Origin of the sequence: uncultured Pseudoxanthomonas sp. (genome assembly GCF_947498795.1) — a bacterium.
GTDB lineage: Bacteria > Pseudomonadota > Gammaproteobacteria > Xanthomonadales > Xanthomonadaceae > Pseudoxanthomonas_A.
Window position 1 is genome coordinate 259,053 of sequence record NZ_CANMLQ010000003.1, and the last position, 18,343, is coordinate 277,395.

Sequence of the window (18,343 nt, forward strand, 5' to 3'; positions counted from 1 at the left end):
ATGCCCCGCCACGGCGGGCGGTCCCGCCGTCCGCCCGGCGTTCCGGCTTACAGCGCGTAACCGAACTGCTGCTTGAACTGTTCGTTGAATTCGTCGAAGTCGAAGCGCTGGTTCTGCGTGCCCGGGTGCTCGACCTTCAGCGCGCCCATCAGGTTGCCCATGCGGCCGATGGTCAGCCAGTCGTATCCCTTCTCGATGCCGAAGATCAGGCCGGCGCGGAAGGCGTCGCCGCATCCGGTCGGGTCCGTCACCCGGCGCTCGTGCGCGGGCGGGATGTCGTAGGTCTTGTCGGGCGTGTGGATCTGCGAGCCGTGCGGACCGCGCGTGGTGATGTAGGCCTTCACGCGCTTGACGATTTCCGCCTCGTCCCAGCCGGTGCGTTCCTGCAGCAGGTTCGACTCGTAATCGTTGACCGTGACGTAATCGGCCAGCTCGATGAAGTGGCGCAGCTCCTCGCCGTTGAACAGCGGCATGGCCTGGCCGGGGTCGAAGATGAAGGGGATGCCGCCTTCGGCGAACTCGGCCGCATTCTGGATCATGCCCTCGCGCCCGTCCGGGCTGACGATGCCGAAGGTCACGCCGGCCACGTCCTTCACGTGGTTCTCGTAGCTGCGCATCATCGCGCCCGGGTGGAACGCGGTGATCTGGTTGTTGTCGTGGTCGGTGGTGATGAACGCCTGCGGGGTGAACAATTCGTCGATCACCTTCACCTGCGACAGGTTGATGCCCTGCTCGACGAAATGCTCGCGATAGGGGCCGAAGTCCTGGCCCACCGTGGCCATCGGGATGGGATCGCCGCCCAGCAGCTTCAGGTTGTAGGCGATGTTGCCGGCGCAGCCGCCGAACTCGCGGCGCATGCGCGGCACCAGGAACGACACGTTAAGGATGTGCACCTTGTCCGGCAGGATGTGGTTCTTGAACTGGTCCGGGAACACCATGATGGTGTCGTAAGCAAGGGAACCACAGATCAATGCGGACATCGGCAGACTCGGCTGGAGGCGGGCGCGGCCGCCCCGGGCCGCTGGAAAAGCGGGACGTGCGCCCCATTCCCGGCGCGCCGGTGCGAAGGTTACCGGCTGGGCCGTCCTGCGACCAGCCTTGATCGCGGCGGCCGCAACGCCGGCCGGCGGTGCCGGTGGCTCGGCGAAGCGCGTTTTTCCCCGTGGATTCACGAGATTTTTCCTTGCCCGCTCCATGCCGGATTGTTAGGCTAGCCGACTTCGTTTTTGCCCAAAAAATCGCCATTCCCGCGCGATTTTCCGGCCTCCAGCAGGAACCCGTCCCCCGATGTTCAAGAAGCTCCGCGGCATGTTCTCCAATGACCTGTCCATCGACCTGGGCACGGCCAACACCCTGATCTACGTGCGCGGGCAGGGCATCGTCCTCAACGAACCCTCGGTCGTGGCGGTACGCCAGGACCGTGCCATCGGCGGCTCGCGCTCGGTCGCGGCGGTCGGCGCCGAGGCCAAGCAGATGCTGGGACGCACCCCGGGCCACATCACCACCATCCGCCCGATGAAGGACGGCGTGATCGCCGACTTCACCTACACCGAGGCGATGCTGAAGTACTTCATCAAGAAGGTGCACAAGTCGCGCTTCCTGCGTCCGAGCCCGCGCGTGCTGGTCTGCGTGCCGGCCGGCTCCACCCAGGTCGAGCGCCGCGCGATCAAGGAGTCGGCCGAGGAGGCCGGTGCGCGCGACGTCTACCTGATCGAAGAGCCCATGGCGGCCGCGATCGGCGCCGGCATGCCGGTGACCGAAGCCCGCGGCTCGATGGTCATCGACATCGGAGGCGGCACCACCGAGGTGGCCGTGATCTCGCTGAACGGCATCGTCTACTCGCAGTCGGTCCGCATCGGTGGCGACCGCTTCGACGAGTTCATCACCAACTACGTGCGCCGCAACCACGGCATGCTGATCGGCGAGGCCACGGCCGAGCGCATCAAGCTGGAGATCGGCTGCGCCTACCCGCAGGCCGACGTGCAGGAGATGGAGATCTCCGGCCGCAACCTCGCCGAGGGCGTGCCGAAGATGATCAAGATCAACTCCAACGAAGTGCTGGAAGCGCTGCATGAGCCGCTGTCCGGCATCGTCAGCGCGGTCAAGCTGGCGCTGGAGCAGACCCCGCCCGAGCTGTGCGCCGACGTGGCCGAGCGCGGCATCGTGCTGACCGGCGGCGGTGCGCTGCTGCGCGACCTGGACCGGCTGATCAGCGAGGAGACCGGCCTGCACGTGCAGGTCGCCGACGATCCGCTGACCTGCGTGGCCCGCGGTGGCGGTCGTGCGCTGGAGCTGGTCGACATGCACGGCAATGAGTTCTTCGCGCCGGAATGATGAAGCAGTGACGAGCGGAGAGGAGTGAGAAGTGAGTGGAAGAGACTCGCCTGCCGCCGTTCGTTTCGCCCCGTTCACTCCTCACTTCTCACTCCCCTCGACCCGTCTCTAGCCCGTGCCTTCCTACGCCGGTCCTCCCGTCGCCACCCGCGGTGAAGTCGCCAGCACGCTGCGGCTGTTGGGCTATCTCGCGCTGACCATCGCGCTGGTGATCCTGGACCACCGGGGTGGGTGGCTGTCGCACGTGCGCGCGCAGGCCAACGTGGTGGCACAGCCGCTGTGGTGGCTGGCGGGCCTGCCGGGTCGCGTGACCACCCGTGTCCAGGACGATGCCGCCACCCGGACGGGCCTGATCGAAGAGAACCGTCGCCTGCGCAACGAAGCGCTGGTGGCCAGTGCCCGGCTCGCGCGGCTGCAGACCGCTGCCGCCGACAACGCCCAGCTGCGTGCGTTGCTGGGCGTGAAGACCTCGCGCGGCCTGGATGTGCAGCTCGCGCCGATCCTCGACATCGACCTCGCGCCCGGCCGCCAGCGGCTGGTGCTGGATGCCGGCAGTCGCGCCGGTGCCACGGTGGGGCAGTCGGTCATCGATGCCGGTGGGCTGATGGGGCAGATCATCGAAACGACGCCCGCCCATTCCACCGTCCTGCTGCTGACCGATCCCGACCATGCCGTGCCCGTGGTGATCGCACGCAACGGCGTACGCCTGATCGTCTATGGCCGCGGTCGCAGCGACCTGCTGGAACTGGCCGACGTGCCGCTCAACAGTGGCGTGAAGGTGGGCGACCTGCTGGTCACGTCGGGCCTGGGCGGCCGGTTCCCCGCGGGCTTTCCCGTCGGCACGGTCGCCGCGCTGAGGCCGGACGACAGCCATGCGTTCCTGGTCGGCGACGTCACGCCGGCGGCGCAGCTGGACAGGGGGCGCGATGTGTTGCTGCTGAAGTCCGGGCCGCCGCAGCCGCTGCCCACGCCGGATCCGGCGCGGTTCCTGCCGGACACGGCTTCGCCAGCGGCAGGCTCAGCCGGTCCGGCGGAAATGGGGCCGTCCGCGTCCGCGACCCAAAGCCCCTCTCCCACCGGGAGAGGGGGTGGGGTGAGTGGCAACGAAGGAAGTGCTGGTACAGGCACGCAGTCTGCGTCCACGCCCGCGACGACGTCCCCGCAAGCGCCGCGCCCCGCGAACGTCCCGACCCTCACCCCACCCCCTCTCCCTAGGGAAGAGGGGCCAAAAGCGCCGGCCTCGAACCCTCCGACAACGGAGCCGCAGCGATGAATCGCGCGCGTACCGGCTGGCTGATGCCGTTGAGCATCATCCTGGCACTGCTGCTGGGCCTGCTGCCGCTGCCCGACGTGATGCAGCCGTTGCGCCCCTACTGGCTGGCGCTGGTGGTGGCGTACTGGGTGATCGAAGCGCCGGACAGCGCGGGCCTGGGTTTCGCGGTCATCGTCGGCCTGGTCGCCGACCTGATGTTCGGCACGCTGCTGGGCGAACAGGCGCTGCGCCTGCTGATCATGGCCTTCATCCTGCAGCGCTTCCGCGCGCGGCTGCGCTTCTTCCCGATGTCGCAGCAGGCGCTCGCCATCGGCGGCCTGCTGCTCAACGATCGCATCGTGACCACCGTGGTGCACTTGGCGCTGGGCGAGCCGACGCTGCCGTGGCAGTACTGGTGGGCGCCGTTGCTGGGCATGGTGTTCTGGCCGCCGCTGTTCGTGCTGATGGACGCGCTGCGGCTCGGTCGCCGCAGGCGGGGCTGAGCCATGCTCGGGCCCCGCCGTCGCGGCAAGAATCCGCACGCCGAAGCCGACCAGTTCCGTCGCCGCGCGGTGACCGGATTCGTGGTGGTCGCGCTGTGCCTGCTGGGCCTGGGCGCGTGGTACTTCAAGCTGCAGGTCATCGACCACGCCGACTACGCCACGCGCTCGGAAGCGAACCGCATCCGCCCGCGGCCGGTCGTGCCCGGCCGCGGCACCATCTATGACCGCAACGGCCTGCTCCTGGCGGAGAACGTGCCCGCGTTCCGCCTCGACGTGACGCCCGACAAGGTCAAGGAGCCGGCCAAGCTGATCGCCGAACTGGCGAAGATCATCGATCTCGACCCCGAGGACATCGCGCGCTTCGAGGCCACGCGCAAGGCGACGCGCGGGTTCCGCCCGATCACGCTGAAGCTGCGCGTGAGCGAAGAGGAGATGGCGCGTTTCGCGGTCGACCGCTGGCGCTATCCCGGGGTTGAGCTGGTTCCCTATCTCACGCGGCGCTATCCCTACGGCGAACTGTTCGCGCACATCGTCGGCTACGTCGGACGCGTGGACGAGAAAGACCTGGCGTCGCTGGGCGAGATCAATGCCGCGCTGACCCACATCGGCAAGACCGGCCTGGAGCGCTATTACGACGAGCAGTTGCGCGGGAAGATCGGGTACGAAAAAGTCGAAACGAACGTGGAAGGCCGCGCGCTGCGCGTGGTCGGCCGCGTGCCGGCGCAGGCGGGCACCGACCTGCGCCTGAGCGTGGACGCGAAACTGCAGCAGGCGATCGTCGATTCCTTCGGCGAACTGGAGGGTTCGGCGATCGCCGTCGATCCGCGCACCGGTGAGATCCTGGCGATGGTCAGCCTGCCCAGTTACGATCCGAACCTGTTCGTCAACGGGATTTCCAGCACGGATTTCAAGCGGCTCAACGACAACCCGTCGCGGCCGCAGTTCAACCGCCTAGTGCTGGGTGGCGTGGCGCCGGGCTCGACGCTGAAGCCGTTGATCGCGCTCGCCGGCCTGGACAGCGGCAAGCGCAAGCCGGAGGACACGGTGGTGTCGACCGGCATGTTCTACCTGCCCGGCACGAGCCGCGGCTGGGGCGACGCCAGCCGCCGCGGCCATGGCGTGACCAACCTGCGCAAGTCGATCTCGCAATCGGTGAACACGTACTACTACCGGTTGGCGCTCGATCTCGGCATCGCGCAGTTCGACGACTACATGGAGCACTACGGGTTCGGGCAGCCGACCGGCGTCGACCTGAGGGGCGAGATCGGCGGCATCCTGCCATCGCCGGCGGCCAAGCTGAAATCGCGCAAGGAGCGCTGGTATCCGGGCGACACCGTCAATGTCGCGATCGGGCAGGGCGACTGGAAAGTCACGCCCCTGCAGTTGGTGCGCGCCACCGCCGGCATCGCCAGCGGGCAGTTGCGGCGCCCGCACCTGGTCCGGGAATCGCGCGTCGGTTTCGACCGTCCTTGGGAGCCGATGCCGCAACCGGCGCCCATCGCGATCAGCCCGAATCCCGCGAACGTGGAGGTGGTGCGACTGGGCATGCAGGACACCATGCAGCCCGGCGGCACCGGTTGGCGCGTCGCCCTGAACGCCCCCTACCTGATGGCGGGCAAGACTGGCACGGCGCAGGTGATCAGCCGCCGTGGCACCGCAGCGGTCGATCCGCGCAGCCTGCCCATGCACCTGCGCCACCGTTCCCTGTTCGTCGGCTTCGCGCCGGCCGACAACCCGACGATCGCCATCGCCATCGCGGTGGAAGGCGGCGGCTACGGCGGCAGCACCGCCGGGCCGATGGCGCGCAAGATCTTCGATGCTTATCTGCTGGGGAAGATGCCGGAGAAGGAGGGCGAGGAGGCCGTGCCCGTCGGCACGACGCCAGCGACACCGCCCGCTGCGCCGACACCGGCCGCACCGACGACGACACCGCCTGCGAATCCGGCGCCGGGCACAAGTCCGAGCCAGGGCACTAGCCCCTCCCCCCCCGGGAGAGGGGTTGGGATGAGTGGCAGCGAAGGTCGTGTGGGTGCGAACTCCAGTAACTCGACCGCGCTCGCGCCGCGCTCCTCTTCTATTCCTGGCATCGCGCCTGCCCCGACCCTCACCCCAACCCCTCTCCCGGGGGGAGAGGGGCTTGAAGCGGCGTCCGCGCGGAGAGCTTCGGCATGACCGATCTCCTGCGCTGGGGTTTCGACCTGCTGCGGCACGTGCTGCGCACGCTGGACTGGCCTTTGCTCGGCGCCCTGGTGGCGCTGATGGGGATCGGCCTGGCCGTGCTGTACAGCGCCGGTGGCGAAGCGCTGGGATCGCGGCTGGTGCTCGCGCAGGGCGTGCGCTTCGGCGTCGGCCTGGTGGCGATGTGGGCACTGTCCCGGGTGACGCCGGTGCGCCTGCGTGCCTGGACGCCGGGCGTGTTCGCCGTGGCGTTGCTGCCGCTGGTGCTGGTGCTGTTCATCGGCACCGGCAAGCACGGCGCGCACTGGATCGACCTGAAGTTCTTCTACCTGCAGCCGTCGGAACTGCTGAAGATCGCGTTGCCGATGATGCTGGCGTGGTACCTGCATCGCGAGCCGCTGCCGCCGGGCTGGCGCACCACGCTCGTGGCGGCGCTGCTGATCGGCCTGCCGACCGGGCTGATCCTGCTGCAGCCGGACTTCGGCACGGCGATGCTGGTCGCGGCCAGCGGGGTGTTCGGCCTCTACCTCGCCGGCCTGTCGTGGTGGTGGTTCATCACGGCCGGCGTGCTGGGCGGTATCGCCGTGGGACTGGTGATGTTCGCGCCGATCTCGTGGTTCTCGTTCCTGCGCGAGTACCAGCAGAACCGCATCCTGACGTTCCGCGATCCGGAAAACGATCCACTCGGCGCGGGCTGGAACATCCTGCAGTCGAAGATCGCCATCGGCGGCGGCGGCTGGAACGGCAAGGGCTGGGGCCAGGGGTCGCAGTCCCACCTGGATTACCTGCCGGAACATACGACCGACTTCATCTTCTCGGTGCTGTCGGAAGAATTCGGCTGGATCGGCGTGGCGGTGACGCTGTCGCTGTACCTGTTCGTCGTCGGACGCTGCCTGTGGATCGCGATGGACGCGCGCGATACGTATTCGCGCCTGCTCGCCGGCACGCTGGGCATGGCACTGTTCGTCTATGTCATCGTCAACGGCGGCATGGTCTCGGGCCTGCTGCCGGTGGTCGGCGTGCCGATGCCGCTGCTGAGTTACGGCGGCACCTCGGCGGTGTCGCTGCTCGCCGGCCTGGGGCTGGTGATGGCGGTGCGTGCGCATCGTCCCGTGCATGGGTATTGAGGAGTGCGTGGAGAGGAGTGAGGCGTGAGTAGAAGCAGGTGTTGCTTTCCTCGCTCCGCTCCACTCACTGCCGCCTCCCAACGTTCACGATTTCCCGCACCCTGCATGCTACCCTCGCCCCGATGATGCGAAACGCACTTTCCTGCCTTCTGGTGCTGGGCCTGGCGTCCTGCGCCACACCGCAACCGCCGCCACCGGCGGCTTCGACGACGCCTTCCGCTGCCGCTCCGGCGACGCCCGCCGAGACGTCGGTCGAGCGTGTGGCCGAGGTGCCGCCGGAAGCGCTGAAGCCGGTCGATTTCCTCACCGCGCGTGCGCAGTTCGTGCGCGATACCTCCGCGAAGTACGGCATCGCACCCGCCGAGATCGAGGCGACGCTGGCCAAGGCGCAGTTCCTCGACAGCGTGGTCGCGGCGATGTCGCGACCGGCGGAACGGGTCAAGCCTTGGAGCGAATACCGGGTCGGCTTCCTGACCCAGACCCGCATCGACGGGGGCCGCGCATTCATGGCGCAGCACCGCGACGAGCTGACCCGCGTCGAGCAGCAGTACGGTGTGCCGGCCGAGGTGATCGTGTCGATCATCGGCGTGGAGACCAACTATGGCGGCTTCACCGGTCGCCACAAGGTGCTGGATGCGCTGTACACGCTCGCGTTCCGCTATCCGCGCACCGGCAATCCGGAGCGTGCGGCTTACGAATACCGTCGCGAGCAGTTCTTCCGCGACGAACTGGCGCAGCTGTTCGCGCTGGGACGGGAAGAGAAGCTCGACATCGCCTCGCTGACCGGCAGCTATGCCGGCGCGATGGGGCTGGGCCAGTTCATGCCATCGAGCTACCGCGAGTTCGCAGTGGACGGCAACGGTGACGGTCGCCGTGATCTGTTCGCCACGTATCCGGACATCTTCGCCTCGATCGCCAATTACTTCCGCAAGAAGGGTGGCGAACGCGGCGGCTGGGTGCCGGGCGGCGCGGTCGTCGCGCGCGCCCAGCTGCAGGACGGTTTCGCCGAGTTCAACCCGGAGACCTGGACACCCGATTATTCGCTCGCGCAGCTGGCCGAGAAGGGCTACCGGCCGCTCGACCCGGTCGCGCCGGACGCGATGGCCACGCTGGTGCAACTGGATGGCGCGGACGGCAAGCAGTACTGGCTGGGCTTCCAGAACTACTACGCGATCACCCGGTACAACAATTCCAAGATGTACGCGATGGCGGTCTACCAGCTGTCGCAGGCGATCGCCGGCCGCGAGATTCCGCCGGCATGAAGTGGCTGGCCCTGCCGCTGATGGCGGTGGCCCTGGCCGCGTGCAGCACGGCGCCGAAGAAGTCACCGGCGCCCTCCGCGGGCGGCACCGTGCGGCCCGGGCCGGCGACGCCCTCGCCGGCCATCGTGGGCAAGGACTGCTCGCGCTACGCGCCGGCGCAGGAAGACCTGTCCACGCGTGGCGACTACACCGCCGGTGGCCTGTACAAGCCCGGCGTGTCGGACACCACGCCCGACCACGTGCCCGACCTGGATTGCATCCGCGAACCCGTGGTCACCGCCGAGGCGCGATCGCGGGTCGGCAACAAGTCGCCGTATTCGGTGCTCGGCAAACAGTACCGCGTCCTCGACCGCGTCGACGGCTACGTGGAGCAGGGCACCGCCTCGTACTACGGCAACAAGTTCCATGGCCGTCGAACCTCCAACCAGGAGGTGTACGACATGTACGCCTACAGCGCCGCGCACAAGTCGCTGCCCCTGCCCAGCTTCGCGCGCGTGACCAACCTGGACAACGGCAAGTCGGTGGTCGTGCGGGTGAACGATCGTGGTCCTTTCCACGAGGGCCGCGTGATCGACCTGAGTTATGCGGCCGCGGTGCGCCTGGGCATCACCCAGCGCGGGACGGGTCGCGTGGAAGTGCGCGCGCTGACGCCGGAAGGCGCCACGCTCGCGGCCACGCCCGCGGCGGATTCGCCTCCCTCGGCGATGGACCAGCTCGTCGGAACGTTGCCTGCAGAGGCGGTCCGCTACCACGTGCCAGCCAAGCCGGGCGATGTGCCCAGTGCCGCCGGCTTCGAGGCGTGGATGAAAGCCAACGGGGTACGTGTCGCGTCCGGCAAGCCGGGCACCCCTGTGGTCACCAGCCCTGCCGCGAGTGTGCCGCTTGCCGCCGTGCCGGCGAAGGCCCCTCCGCCGGCCGCGGCGACGCCATCCACCGTGCAGCTGCAGGTCGCCAGTTTCTCCAGTCGCGACAATGCCGACCGCGCACTCGCGCGCCTGACCGCCGCCGGCATCGCCGATGCGCGGCTCAGCGATGTGCCCGGCGCGGACCGTCCGCTGTGGCGTTTGCGCGTGGGGGCCGCCGATGCCGCGTCGGCCGAAGCATTGGCGGGCAGGATCGCGAGTCTGGGTTTCGGACGCCCGCAGATCGTTCGCGACTAACGTCGACGTCCGGCTGCCGGTTTTTTACGTCTTTCCAACCCACGCGGTAGCCGGCCTCCCTACAATGTTCGCCTTGCACCGTCAGGCCCAGGGCCTTGCCAGGAGTTTTCCGCCGATGAAGTTCCGTTTCGTTCTCGCCGCGCTCGCGACCACCGCCATGGGTCTGGCCATCGCCCAGACCCCCGCGCCGGCCACGCCGCCCGCCGCCGCCGCGGCTCCCGTCGCCATCCCGCCCGCGCCCACGCCGACGGCGACCGCCTGGGTGCTGATGGACTACATCACCGGGCAGGTACTGGCGGGCGAGAACTACAACGAGCGTGTCGAGCCGGCCAGCATCACCAAGGTGATGACGTCGTACGTGCTGGCCGCCGAGCAGAAGAACGGCAAGATCAAGCCGACCGACCAGGTGATGATGAGCGAGCGCGCCTGGCGCGAGGGCGGCGCCGGCACCGACGGCAGCTACAGCGGTTTCGCCGTCAACAAGACCGCGCCGCTGCTGGACATGGAAACCGGCATGGCCGTGCAGTCCGGCAACGACGCCGCCATCGCCCTGGCCGAGCACGCCGCCGGCAGCCAGGAAGCCTTCGCGTCGCTGATGAACAACTACGCCGCGCAGATCGGCATGAAGGGCTCGCACTTCGTCAACGCGCATGGCCTGTCGGCGCCGGAGCATTACTCCACCGCGTACGACCTGGCGTTGCTGGGCCGCGCCCTGATCCGCGAGTATCCGGAGCAGTACGCCTTCAACAAGATCAAGGAATTCACGGTCGGCACCATCACCCAGCCGAACCGCAACCTGCTGCTGTGGCGCGATCCGAGCGTGGACGGCATCAAGACCGGCCACCATTCCGCCGCGGGCTACTGCCTGATGAGCTCGGCCAAGCGCGGCGACCAGCGCCTGATCGCGGTGGTGATGGGATCCACCTCGGAGAAGCAGCGCGCCGACGACAGCCTGGCATTGTTGAACTGGGGCTTCCGCTTCTACGAAACCCACCGCCTCTACGAGCCCGGCAAGGCCATCGCCACCCAGCGCGTGTGGAAGGGCAAGACCAAGGATGTGCAACTGGGCGTGGCCCAGCCGATGCTGGTCAGCGTGCCGCGGGGCCGCTACGACGACCTGAAGCCGACGATGGACGTGCCGAAGACGCTGGTGGCGCCGATCACCGCAGGCCAGGCCATCGGGACGGTGAAGGTCACGCTGGACGGCAAGGTGGTCGCGCAGTCGCCGCTGGTGGCGATCACGCCGATCGAGGAAGCCGGCTTCTTCAAGCGCCTGTGGGACGCATTCTGGATGTGGTGGGAGTCGGAGTGATCCGGCGCACCGCACGATGAGGAAAGGCCGGCGCATGCCGGCCTTTTTCTTGCCCGCCTACAGGCCGGCCGCGATCACCGCGATGGCGAGGATCGCGAGCGGAATCGCCAGCAGGGTGGTGCGGCTCAGCCGCTCGCGGAACAGCCACGTGCCGGCCAGCGTGCCCAGGACCACCACGCCGATGTTCATCGTCGAGAACACCACCGCCGGATGGTCGGGCAGCGCGCGGTGGGCCTTCACGTAGAACAGGATGTTGCCGAAGTTCAGCGCCCCGAGCAGCAGGCCCGTGCCAAGCGCGGGCAGCGTGAGCGCCGGGCCGCCACGCAGGCGCCGGGCGCCCTGCACGCCCAGCATCACGATGAAGGCGGCGACGAAGGCGACCTGCAGCGAGGCCGCGAACGGCGTGCCGGCTGCGGCGATGTGCTTCAACAGCACGTCCACGCTGGCGTAGCCGACCAGCACCACCAGCGGCAATGCCCAGCCGGTCCAGCCACCCTCGGCCCCGGCCGACGCGGTGCGCGGGCGCAGCGCCAGCAACACGATGGCGACCAGGCCCACTGCGAGACCGGCGAGACGCAGCGCGTTGGCCTGTTCACCGAACCACAGGAAGGCGGCCAGCAACGACAGTACCAGCGACATGCGCTGTGCGATGTCGGTGCGCACGATGCCGGCCGCCTTCACCGAGGCCGACAGCGCCAGGAAGATGCCCGGCAGCAGCCCAGCCAGCAGCGCGAGCGCGGGCCACGGAGCATGCGCTGCGGCCAGTGCCGACAGCGGCGGATCCAGCAGGGTGAAGCACAGCAGGGAGGCGGCCAGGTAGTTCCAGGCGATGCCCTGGGCAGTGTCGATGCCGCGCCGCTGCATGAGCTTCAGCAGGACCGACACGAGCACGCTGCAGACGACGCTGGAGAGCAGATAGGGCACGGCGGACCTCGCGGGAAGGGCGGGCATTATCGCCGTATCGCCTCCCCGCCTTGCCCGATGGCCTTTGGATGTCACTCTTTTCGTGTGTAGCCAGCGAAACCGCATTCTTCGCCTATCATCGCGGTCGGGCGACCCGGCACGCGAACGCAGGCCACGCCCGCAATGGAAGGTCCGCGGGGTGCGGGCACCATCATTCTCAAGGAGAAGCACGCGTGAACAGGGGAACCTGCAAGAAGATGACGATGACGGCCTGCCTGCTGTTGGCGGCCGCTGCGACGACACCCGCCTGGGCGCAGCGCCAGAGCGCGCAGGACCAGCGCAAGCAGCAGACCGCGGAGATCCCGACCTGCAGCAAGCCGCTGGGTACCATCTCGGTGATCGAGCCCGAGGACGGCGTGAACTGGTGGAGCGGCCAGCAGCTGCCGGCACCGTCGAAGCTGATCAAGGTGTTCGTCAACAAGTCGCGCTGCTTCACGCTGGTGGACCGTGGCGTGGGCATGGGTGCGGCGATGGCCGAGCGCGACCTGGCCGCCAGTGGCGAGCTGCGCAACCGCTCCAACATCGGCAAGGGCCAGATCCGTGCCGCCGATTACGTGCTGGTGCCCGACCTGATCTCGCAGAACAGCAATGCCGGCGGCAATGCCATCAGCGGCCTACTGGGCGGACTGATGGGTGGCAACGTCGGTCGCGTGGTGGGCGGACTGGACTTCAAGAAGAAGACCGCCGACGTCGTCCTGACCGTCACCGACGTGCGTTCGTCCGAGCAGGTCGCCATGGCCGAAGGCAGCGCCAAGAAGACCGACATCGGCTGGGGCGCGGGCGGCAGCCTGTTCACCGGCAGCCACTGGGGCGGTGGCGGTGCCAGCGGCTACGCCAACACCGAGATCGGCCAGGTCATCACGCTGGCCTACCTGCAGGCCTACACCAACCTGGTCAGCGAGCTGGGCGGCCTGTCCGGCAATGCCTCGGCATCCAATGCCCAGCAGGCGGTGGAGATGACCAAGCCCGGCCGCCTGTTCGCCAACCCGAAGGGCACCGGCAAGGCCGTGCGCGACCTGGACCCCGGCATGATGCTGTACCCCACCGGCAACAAGGACGGGGTGATGTGGGAAGTCGAGGACGAACTCGGCAACAAGGGCTGGGTCTCGTCCAGCCTGGTGCAGCTGGCGCGCTGAACCGCCGCGCCGGGTGAAGACGAAGGGCCGCGCACGCGGCCCTTCGTCGTTCCGGGGTGGCGCGGCTTGGCTTTCGCTGCCCGCATCCCAATAATCCGGGCATGGAAATCAAATCCGACAACCCCGAACACGGCTTCCAGTTTCCCGGCACCTTCGAGCTCAGCGCCATGGGCTCGGCCGGCACCGGCCTGGAGACCGAGCTGCCCCGCCTGCTGGAATCGAAAGGCGTCGAGGTGCTGCACGAAGACATCAGCTGGAAGCATTCCACCAACGGCAAGTACGTGTCCGTGCGCATCCGCTTCCAGGCCAACGACCGCGCGCAGTACGACGCGGCGCACGAAGCCCTGCGCGACCACCCGGAAGTGAAGTGGACGCTGTGACCTCGCCCTGCGCTGTCCGCGAGCTCGGCCGCCAGGCCTACGAGCCGGTCTGGCGCGCCATGCAACGCTTCACCGATGCGCGTACCGACGCGACCGGCGACGAACTGTGGCTGGTGGAGCACGACCCGGTGTTCACCCTCGGCCAGGCCGGCAAGCCCGAGCACGTGCTTGCGGCGGGCGACATCCCGGTCGTCCATGTCGACCGTGGCGGACAGGTGACGTACCACGGCCCTGGCCAGATCGTTGCGTATCCGCTGTTCGACCTGAAGCGCCTGAAGGTCGGCGTGCGCGACTACGTCTGCAGGATCGAGCAGGCGATGATCGATACGCTGGCAGAGTGGAACGTGCATGCCGAACGCAAGGACGGCGCTCCCGGCGTCTACGTGGCCGGCGCCAAGATCGGCGCGCTCGGCATCCGCGTGCGGCGCGGCTGCACCTTCCATGGCCTAGCGTTCAACATCGCGATGGATCTCGAACCGTTCCACCGCATCAATCCGTGCGGCTATCAGGGCCTGCAGGTCGTTTCGCTGGCGGATCTCGGCGGTCCCTCCGGTATGGACCAGGTGAAGCCGGTGCTGCTTAAGCACATGGCGGAGCAGTTCGGCCTGTCGCTGCGGCACGAGGCCGTGCTGCCTGATCTTTCGCAGGCGGCCTGATCCCGCCTGTCGTAAGAGCGACGTCAGTCGCGACCGCACGACGCGGCAGCCCGGGTGCGCAGGGAGACGGTCGGAGCGAATTCTTGGTGGTTCGACATCACCGTGGTCTGACGAACTCCGGTCGCGACTGACGTCGCTCCTACAACAGCCGCGGCGCATGCCAGAATCGCCGCCATGAACGATGCGACCTCGTCCCTGGACACGGAACGCGATGCACTGATCGAACGCGGCCTGGCGCGACTGCGCGCCGTGTCCGCCGACATGGAGGGACTGCTCGCAGACACCGGCCACGTCGATCGTGTGTCGAGCGTGATCGCCACGAGCGACCTCGCGCTCGAAACCCTGCGCCGCCAGCCCGATCTGCTGACCGTACTGTTGCGCGACGATGGCGCCGCGCCGTGGCCGGTGCCCGCACTGACGACCGACAACACCGCGCAATGGCCCGAGCTGCTGCGTCGTTACCGCGCCGCCGAGTCGACTCGGCTGGTGTGGCGCGACGTGCATGGCCTGGACACGGTCGACGACACGCTGGCCGGCACCACGCGCCTGGCCGAGGTCTGCCTGCAGACCGCGCTCGACGCGCTGGAAGCCGAGTTCGCGCAACGCCATGGCGTCGTGCGTGCACCCGACGGTAGTGTGCAGCGCCTGGTGGTGTTCGGCTTGGGCAAGCTGGGCGGCGGTGAACTGAACTTCTCTTCCGATATCGACCTGGTCTATGCGTATCCGCAAGGGGGCGAATCCGACGGCGCGCGATCGCTCGCCGCCGAGGACTACTTCATGCGGCTGGGCCAGCGTCTGGCGAAACTCCTGGATGAGCCGACCGTCGACGGCTTCTGCCATCGCGTCGACCTTCGCCTGCGTCCTTTCGGCAATGCGGGTCGCCTTGCGTTGTCGTTCGCCGGCATGGACCAGTACTTCCAGCGCGAAGGCCGCGACTGGGAACGCTATGCATGGTTGAAGGCGCGCGCGGTCGCCGGCGACATCGAGGCGGGGGAGCGCTGGCTGGAGTCATTGCGGCCGTTCGTCTATCGCCGGTACCTGGACTACACCGCCCTCGATGGCCTGCGCGAAATGAAGGCCGCCATCGCTGCCGAGGTCGCGCGCCGCGAACTGGCCGACGACATCAAGCGCGGCCCGGGCGGCATCCGCGAAATCGAATTCCTGGTGCAGGCCTTGCAGCTCATCCGCGGGGGGCGTGAAGCGACCCTGCGCGAACGTCGCCTGCGCGTGGCGCTGCCGGCGCTGGTGGCGGCACGCCAGGTGTCGCCGGAGGAAGGCGAGGCGCTGATACAGGCCTACCGTTTCCTGCGCCGGCTGGAGAACCGCCTGCAGATGCTGCGCGATGCACAGACGCACGCACTGCCCGAGGATCCGCTGGAGCGTCACCGCATCGCACGGGGTCTCGACCATCCGGATTGGGAAGCGCTGCGTGCGGCCCTGGATGTGCAGCGCGCACGCGTGTCCGCCGAGTTCGCCGAACTGCTGGCGCCGCGCCAGCGCGATGCCGCGCCGGGTGCGCTGGCGCTGTACTGGCGCGCATTGCCCGACGGGGGCGATGCGCAGGTGCTGGCGTCGTCCGGATTCGCCGATGCCGGCAGCGCGGATGGCGCACTGCGCGAATTCGTGCAGTTCAGTGGCGTGCGCGCGTTGTCCGATGCCGCGCGTGCGCGCCTGGATCGCGTGGTGCCCGCCTTGCTCGATGCCTGCGCGCGTTCGTCGCAGCCGGATGCCGCGCTGCGCCGCGTGCTGTCGCTGCTGCAGGCCATCCTGCGGCGCGCAAGCTATCTGGCCCTGCTCGATGAGCAGCCCAGCGCGTTGGGACGGCTGGTCGACGTCCTGGCACGCAGCGCACTGTTGTCCGAACGGCTGGCCCAGTACCCGTTGTTGCTGGACGAACTGCTGGACACGCGCGTCTCCGGCCCGATGCCCGACCGCGACGAACTGCGCGCGGAGTGCGAGGCCGCGCTGCTCGAAGACGATCCGGAGACGTGCCTGCGCGTATTGAACGAGCGCCGCCTGGCCCTGAGCTTCCGCGTGGCGCTGGCCGCGCTGGACGGACGCCAGTCGGCGCGCGACAGCGTGCGCCAGCTGGCATGGCTGGCGGACGAAGTCGTTGGGGTCGTGGTGCAGGTCGCCACGCGCGACGTCGCCGCCTCGCACGGCGTGGTCGGGTCGGGCCGGTTCGCGGTGGTGGGTTACGGCAGCCTCGGCGGCGAAGAACTCGGCTTCGGCTCCGATCTCGACCTCGTGTTCCTGTTCGATGCGCCGCCGGAGGCGGACTCCGATGGGCTGCGGCCGATGGAAGCGGGTCGCTGGTATGCGCGGTTGGCGCAGAAGATCGTGGCATTGCTCGGCGCGGTCACGGCAGCGGGCCGACTCTACGACGTGGATGTGCGCCTGCGCCCGGACGGCGCGAAAGGCCTGCTGGTGTCGTCGCTGGCCAGTTTCACGGAGTACCAGCGCGAGCGCGCATGGACGTGGGAACACCAGGCGCTGGTCCGCGCGCGCGCAATCGCCGGCGATGCCACGCTGCGGCAGGCGTTCGAAGACGTGCGGACGGCCACGCTGGCGCGCGCGCGCGACGCCGGCGCACTGCGCGATGACGTGATCAGGATGCGTGCGCGCATGCGCAGCGAGCTGGACCGCAGCGATGCCGCCCGCTTCGACCTGAAGCAGGGGGCGGGAGGCCTGGTCGACCTCGAGTTCCTGGTGCAGTACCTGGTACTGCGTGACGCAGCGGCGCAACCGGCCCTGCTGTCGCCCCGCGATACGCCCGGCCTTGTCGCGACGCTGGCGGCGCAAGGGGCACTGTCGACGGACGAGGCCGACGCCCTCGATGCCGTGCATGCGACCTTCGTCGCCGAAGGTCTGGGCTGCACGCTCGACCGGCGTCCGCGGCTGGTGGTCGAGAACGCGGCACTGGCGACGGCCCGCGCGGTGGTGCAGCGGACCACGGCGGCGCACGGACTTGCCTTCGATCCGGCGTAGCCCTTCGTTCTTTGTGGGAGCCGGCCATGCCCGCTCCTACAAAGAACTGCTTGTATGACCGTTCCAGCGATGGAGATCCAGGCGGGCGCGCACGTCGGCGGCGATGCGGGCGGTTTCGCGCAAGGGTTCACCGTCGAAGGCAGGCGACGCGTCGGCGAGATCGCGGATGCGTCCGCGCGCGACCACCGTGTCCAGGAAGCGGCGGGGACGTCCGCCAACGCGATCCGGCTCGAAGACCTGCACGGGCACGCGCGTGCCGCAGGCTTCCGACACCATGTTGACCGATTCCGGCGTGCAGACGATGTGGTCGGCCCAGGCCAGCAGCCCTGCGTAGGGATTGGGACCGTCGCTCGCATCGCACCAGAGCACGGTGTGCGGGCGCGCGGCGTAGCGTTGGCGAACGCGCTGCACGATGTCGCGGGAGGTGCGTCGCGACGTCGTGATCATCAGGCTGCCTGCGCTCGTCGTGTCGTCGAGCGCCGTGGCGAGGCGTGCGAACGCAGCGTCGTCGAAGGCGTAGTGCGCGCTGCCGCCGCCGATCAGCAGTGCCGTGCGTGGCGAGGGCAGGGCAGCCAACGCCGCGAACGCACCGCGCGCAGCGGACAGCCAGGCGTCGTCGACCGGATTCAGGCTGCCGAGCAGGGTGAGCACGTTCGCGCCGGCCAGTCCGTCGTGCGCCGGGGCGATCACCAGATCCCAATGCGACGGATCGATGCGAGGGTCGAGGATCTGGACGACGCGGCTGCCGCGATCGCGCAGCAGCCGCGTCGCCAGCGCCGCCTGGCGTCCGCAGCCGATGGCCAGCGCAGGCGGTGCGTTCCACATGGCGCGGAAGGCAGGTCCGAACGCGCTCGGCGCGCCGGGTAGCGAACGCGGCGCCACCCAGCGCCAGGGCGCGCGCGCCGCCAGCGTGATCTCGTCCGCGTGCAGGCCCAGGGCGCGCGCCAGCGCCGCAGCCTGCCGCACATTGCCGGCATGGCCGTCGCTCAGCGTGCAGAGGCGGGGCGCATCGGCCATCACAGGACTTTTTCGTTCCACTGGTTAAAACAATCCGTTCCGGGGCGATTGGATGTGGCCATAGTCAGGACACTC

14 protein-coding genes and 1 pseudogene are annotated in these 18,343 nt (G+C 68.8%); 12 read left to right on the plus strand and 3 right to left on the minus strand.

The features are described from left to right. Positions 1–47 precede the first annotated feature (47 nt). The gene (locus Q0907_RS10580; RefSeq protein WP_299344349.1) at positions 48–980 is read right to left on the minus strand and encodes a carbohydrate kinase family protein; all 933 of its coding nucleotides are present in this window, start codon (positions 978–980) and stop codon (positions 48–50) included. 307 nt (positions 981–1,287) lie between these two features. Here Q0907_RS10580 and Q0907_RS10585 point away from each other — a divergent pair, with 307 nt between their 5' ends. The 8 genes and pseudogenes from Q0907_RS10585 to Q0907_RS10620 all read left to right on the plus strand — a co-directional run bounded on the left by Q0907_RS10585 (position 1,288) and on the right by Q0907_RS10620 (position 11,128). After that, positions 1,288–2,334, plus strand: a complete 1,047-nt coding sequence (locus Q0907_RS10585; protein ID WP_192270868.1) for a rod shape-determining protein — start codon at positions 1,288–1,290, stop codon at positions 2,332–2,334. A gap of 115 nt (positions 2,335–2,449) precedes the next feature. Next, positions 2,450–3,607 carry a rod shape-determining protein MreC gene (gene mreC, locus Q0907_RS10590; RefSeq protein WP_299344352.1) on the plus strand — a complete coding sequence of 386 codons (1,158 nt, stop codon included), beginning with the start codon at positions 2,450–2,452 and terminating at the stop codon, positions 3,605–3,607. Then, on the plus strand, positions 3,604–4,089 hold the full coding sequence (mreD, locus tag Q0907_RS10595) for a rod shape-determining protein MreD (protein ID WP_299344354.1): 486 nt from the start codon (positions 3,604–3,606) through the stop codon (positions 4,087–4,089). The genes mreC and mreD overlap by 4 nt, the downstream gene beginning before the upstream one ends. Before the next feature lie 3 nt (positions 4,090–4,092). Further along, a pseudogene (mrdA, locus tag Q0907_RS10600) lies at positions 4,093–5,931 on the plus strand (penicillin-binding protein 2); the annotation flags it as partial. Between the two features lie 326 nt (positions 5,932–6,257). After that, positions 6,258–7,394 carry a rod shape-determining protein RodA gene (gene rodA / locus Q0907_RS10605; protein WP_299344360.1) on the plus strand — a complete coding sequence of 379 codons (1,137 nt, stop codon included), beginning with the start codon at positions 6,258–6,260 and terminating at the stop codon, positions 7,392–7,394. Positions 7,395–7,516: 122 nt separating this feature from the next. Next, entirely contained in the window at positions 7,517–8,656 is a 1,140-nt protein-coding gene (gene mltB / locus Q0907_RS10610) for a lytic murein transglycosylase B (RefSeq protein ID WP_296279255.1), read from the plus strand. Further along, positions 8,653–9,816, plus strand: a complete 1,164-nt coding sequence (locus Q0907_RS10615; protein ID WP_299344363.1) for a septal ring lytic transglycosylase RlpA family protein — start codon at positions 8,653–8,655, stop codon at positions 9,814–9,816. The genes mltB and Q0907_RS10615 overlap by 4 nt, the downstream gene beginning before the upstream one ends. A gap of 115 nt (positions 9,817–9,931) precedes the next feature. Next, entirely contained in the window at positions 9,932–11,128 is a 1,197-nt protein-coding gene (locus Q0907_RS10620) for a D-alanyl-D-alanine carboxypeptidase family protein (RefSeq protein WP_299344366.1), read from the plus strand. A gap of 57 nt (positions 11,129–11,185) precedes the next feature. Here Q0907_RS10620 and Q0907_RS10625 read toward each other — a convergent pair whose 3' ends face one another. Further along, entirely contained in the window at positions 11,186–12,052 is an 867-nt protein-coding gene (locus Q0907_RS10625; RefSeq protein ID WP_299344528.1) for an EamA/RhaT family transporter, read from the minus strand. A 242-nt stretch (positions 12,053–12,294) separates the two neighbouring features. On the opposite strand from Q0907_RS10625, the gene Q0907_RS10630 reads away from it, so the two are divergent. From Q0907_RS10630 to glnE, 4 genes are all read left to right on the plus strand, one after another. Beyond that, positions 12,295–13,227, plus strand: a complete 933-nt coding sequence (locus Q0907_RS10630; protein WP_299344531.1) for a CsgG/HfaB family protein — start codon at positions 12,295–12,297, stop codon at positions 13,225–13,227. Between the two features lie 101 nt (positions 13,228–13,328). Further along, on the plus strand, positions 13,329–13,607 hold the full coding sequence (locus tag Q0907_RS10635) for a DUF493 family protein (protein WP_299344368.1): 279 nt from the start codon (positions 13,329–13,331) through the stop codon (positions 13,605–13,607). After that, positions 13,595–14,263 carry a lipoyl(octanoyl) transferase LipB gene (lipB, locus tag Q0907_RS10640; RefSeq protein ID WP_296279260.1) on the plus strand — a complete coding sequence of 223 codons (669 nt, stop codon included), beginning with the start codon at positions 13,595–13,597 and terminating at the stop codon, positions 14,261–14,263. Before Q0907_RS10635 ends, lipB begins: the two co-directional genes overlap by 13 nt. Before the next feature lie 174 nt (positions 14,264–14,437). Then, a complete protein-coding gene (gene glnE / locus Q0907_RS10645) occupies positions 14,438–17,251 on the plus strand; it encodes a bifunctional [glutamate--ammonia ligase]-adenylyl-L-tyrosine phosphorylase/[glutamate--ammonia-ligase] adenylyltransferase (protein ID WP_299344371.1) in 2,814 nt (937 codons plus the stop codon). Between the two features lie 36 nt (positions 17,252–17,287). Here the strand turns inward: glnE and Q0907_RS10650 are convergent, their stop codons facing one another. Beyond that, positions 17,288–18,268 carry a mitochondrial fission ELM1 family protein gene (locus tag Q0907_RS10650; RefSeq protein ID WP_299344374.1) on the minus strand — a complete coding sequence of 327 codons (981 nt, stop codon included), beginning with the start codon at positions 18,266–18,268 and terminating at the stop codon, positions 17,288–17,290. Between the last annotated feature and the right edge of the window lie 75 nt (positions 18,269–18,343).

Excerpts from the sequence above, each read along its gene's own strand:
- Q0907_RS10580 (WP_299344349.1), bottom strand. The coding sequence starts at position 980 with ATGTCCGCATTGATCTGTGGTTCCCTTGCTTACGACACCATCATGGTG.
- Q0907_RS10585 (WP_192270868.1), top strand. The coding sequence starts at position 1,288 with ATGTTCAAGAAGCTCCGCGGCATGTTCTCCAATGACCTGTCCATCGAC.
- mreD (WP_299344354.1), top strand. The coding sequence starts at position 3,604 with ATGAATCGCGCGCGTACCGGCTGGCTGATGCCGTTGAGCATCATCCTG.
- rodA (WP_299344360.1), top strand. The coding sequence starts at position 6,258 with ATGACCGATCTCCTGCGCTGGGGTTTCGACCTGCTGCGGCACGTGCTG.
- mltB (WP_296279255.1), top strand. The coding sequence starts at position 7,517 with ATGATGCGAAACGCACTTTCCTGCCTTCTGGTGCTGGGCCTGGCGTCC.
- Q0907_RS10615 (WP_299344363.1), top strand. The coding sequence starts at position 8,653 with ATGAAGTGGCTGGCCCTGCCGCTGATGGCGGTGGCCCTGGCCGCGTGC.
- Q0907_RS10620 (WP_299344366.1), top strand. The coding sequence starts at position 9,932 with ATGAAGTTCCGTTTCGTTCTCGCCGCGCTCGCGACCACCGCCATGGGT.
- Q0907_RS10630 (WP_299344531.1), top strand. The coding sequence starts at position 12,295 with ATGACGGCCTGCCTGCTGTTGGCGGCCGCTGCGACGACACCCGCCTGG.
- Q0907_RS10635 (WP_299344368.1), top strand. The coding sequence starts at position 13,329 with ATGGAAATCAAATCCGACAACCCCGAACACGGCTTCCAGTTTCCCGGC.
- glnE (WP_299344371.1), top strand. The coding sequence starts at position 14,438 with ATGAACGATGCGACCTCGTCCCTGGACACGGAACGCGATGCACTGATC.
- Q0907_RS10650 (WP_299344374.1), bottom strand. The coding sequence starts at position 18,268 with ATGGCCGATGCGCCCCGCCTCTGCACGCTGAGCGACGGCCATGCCGGC.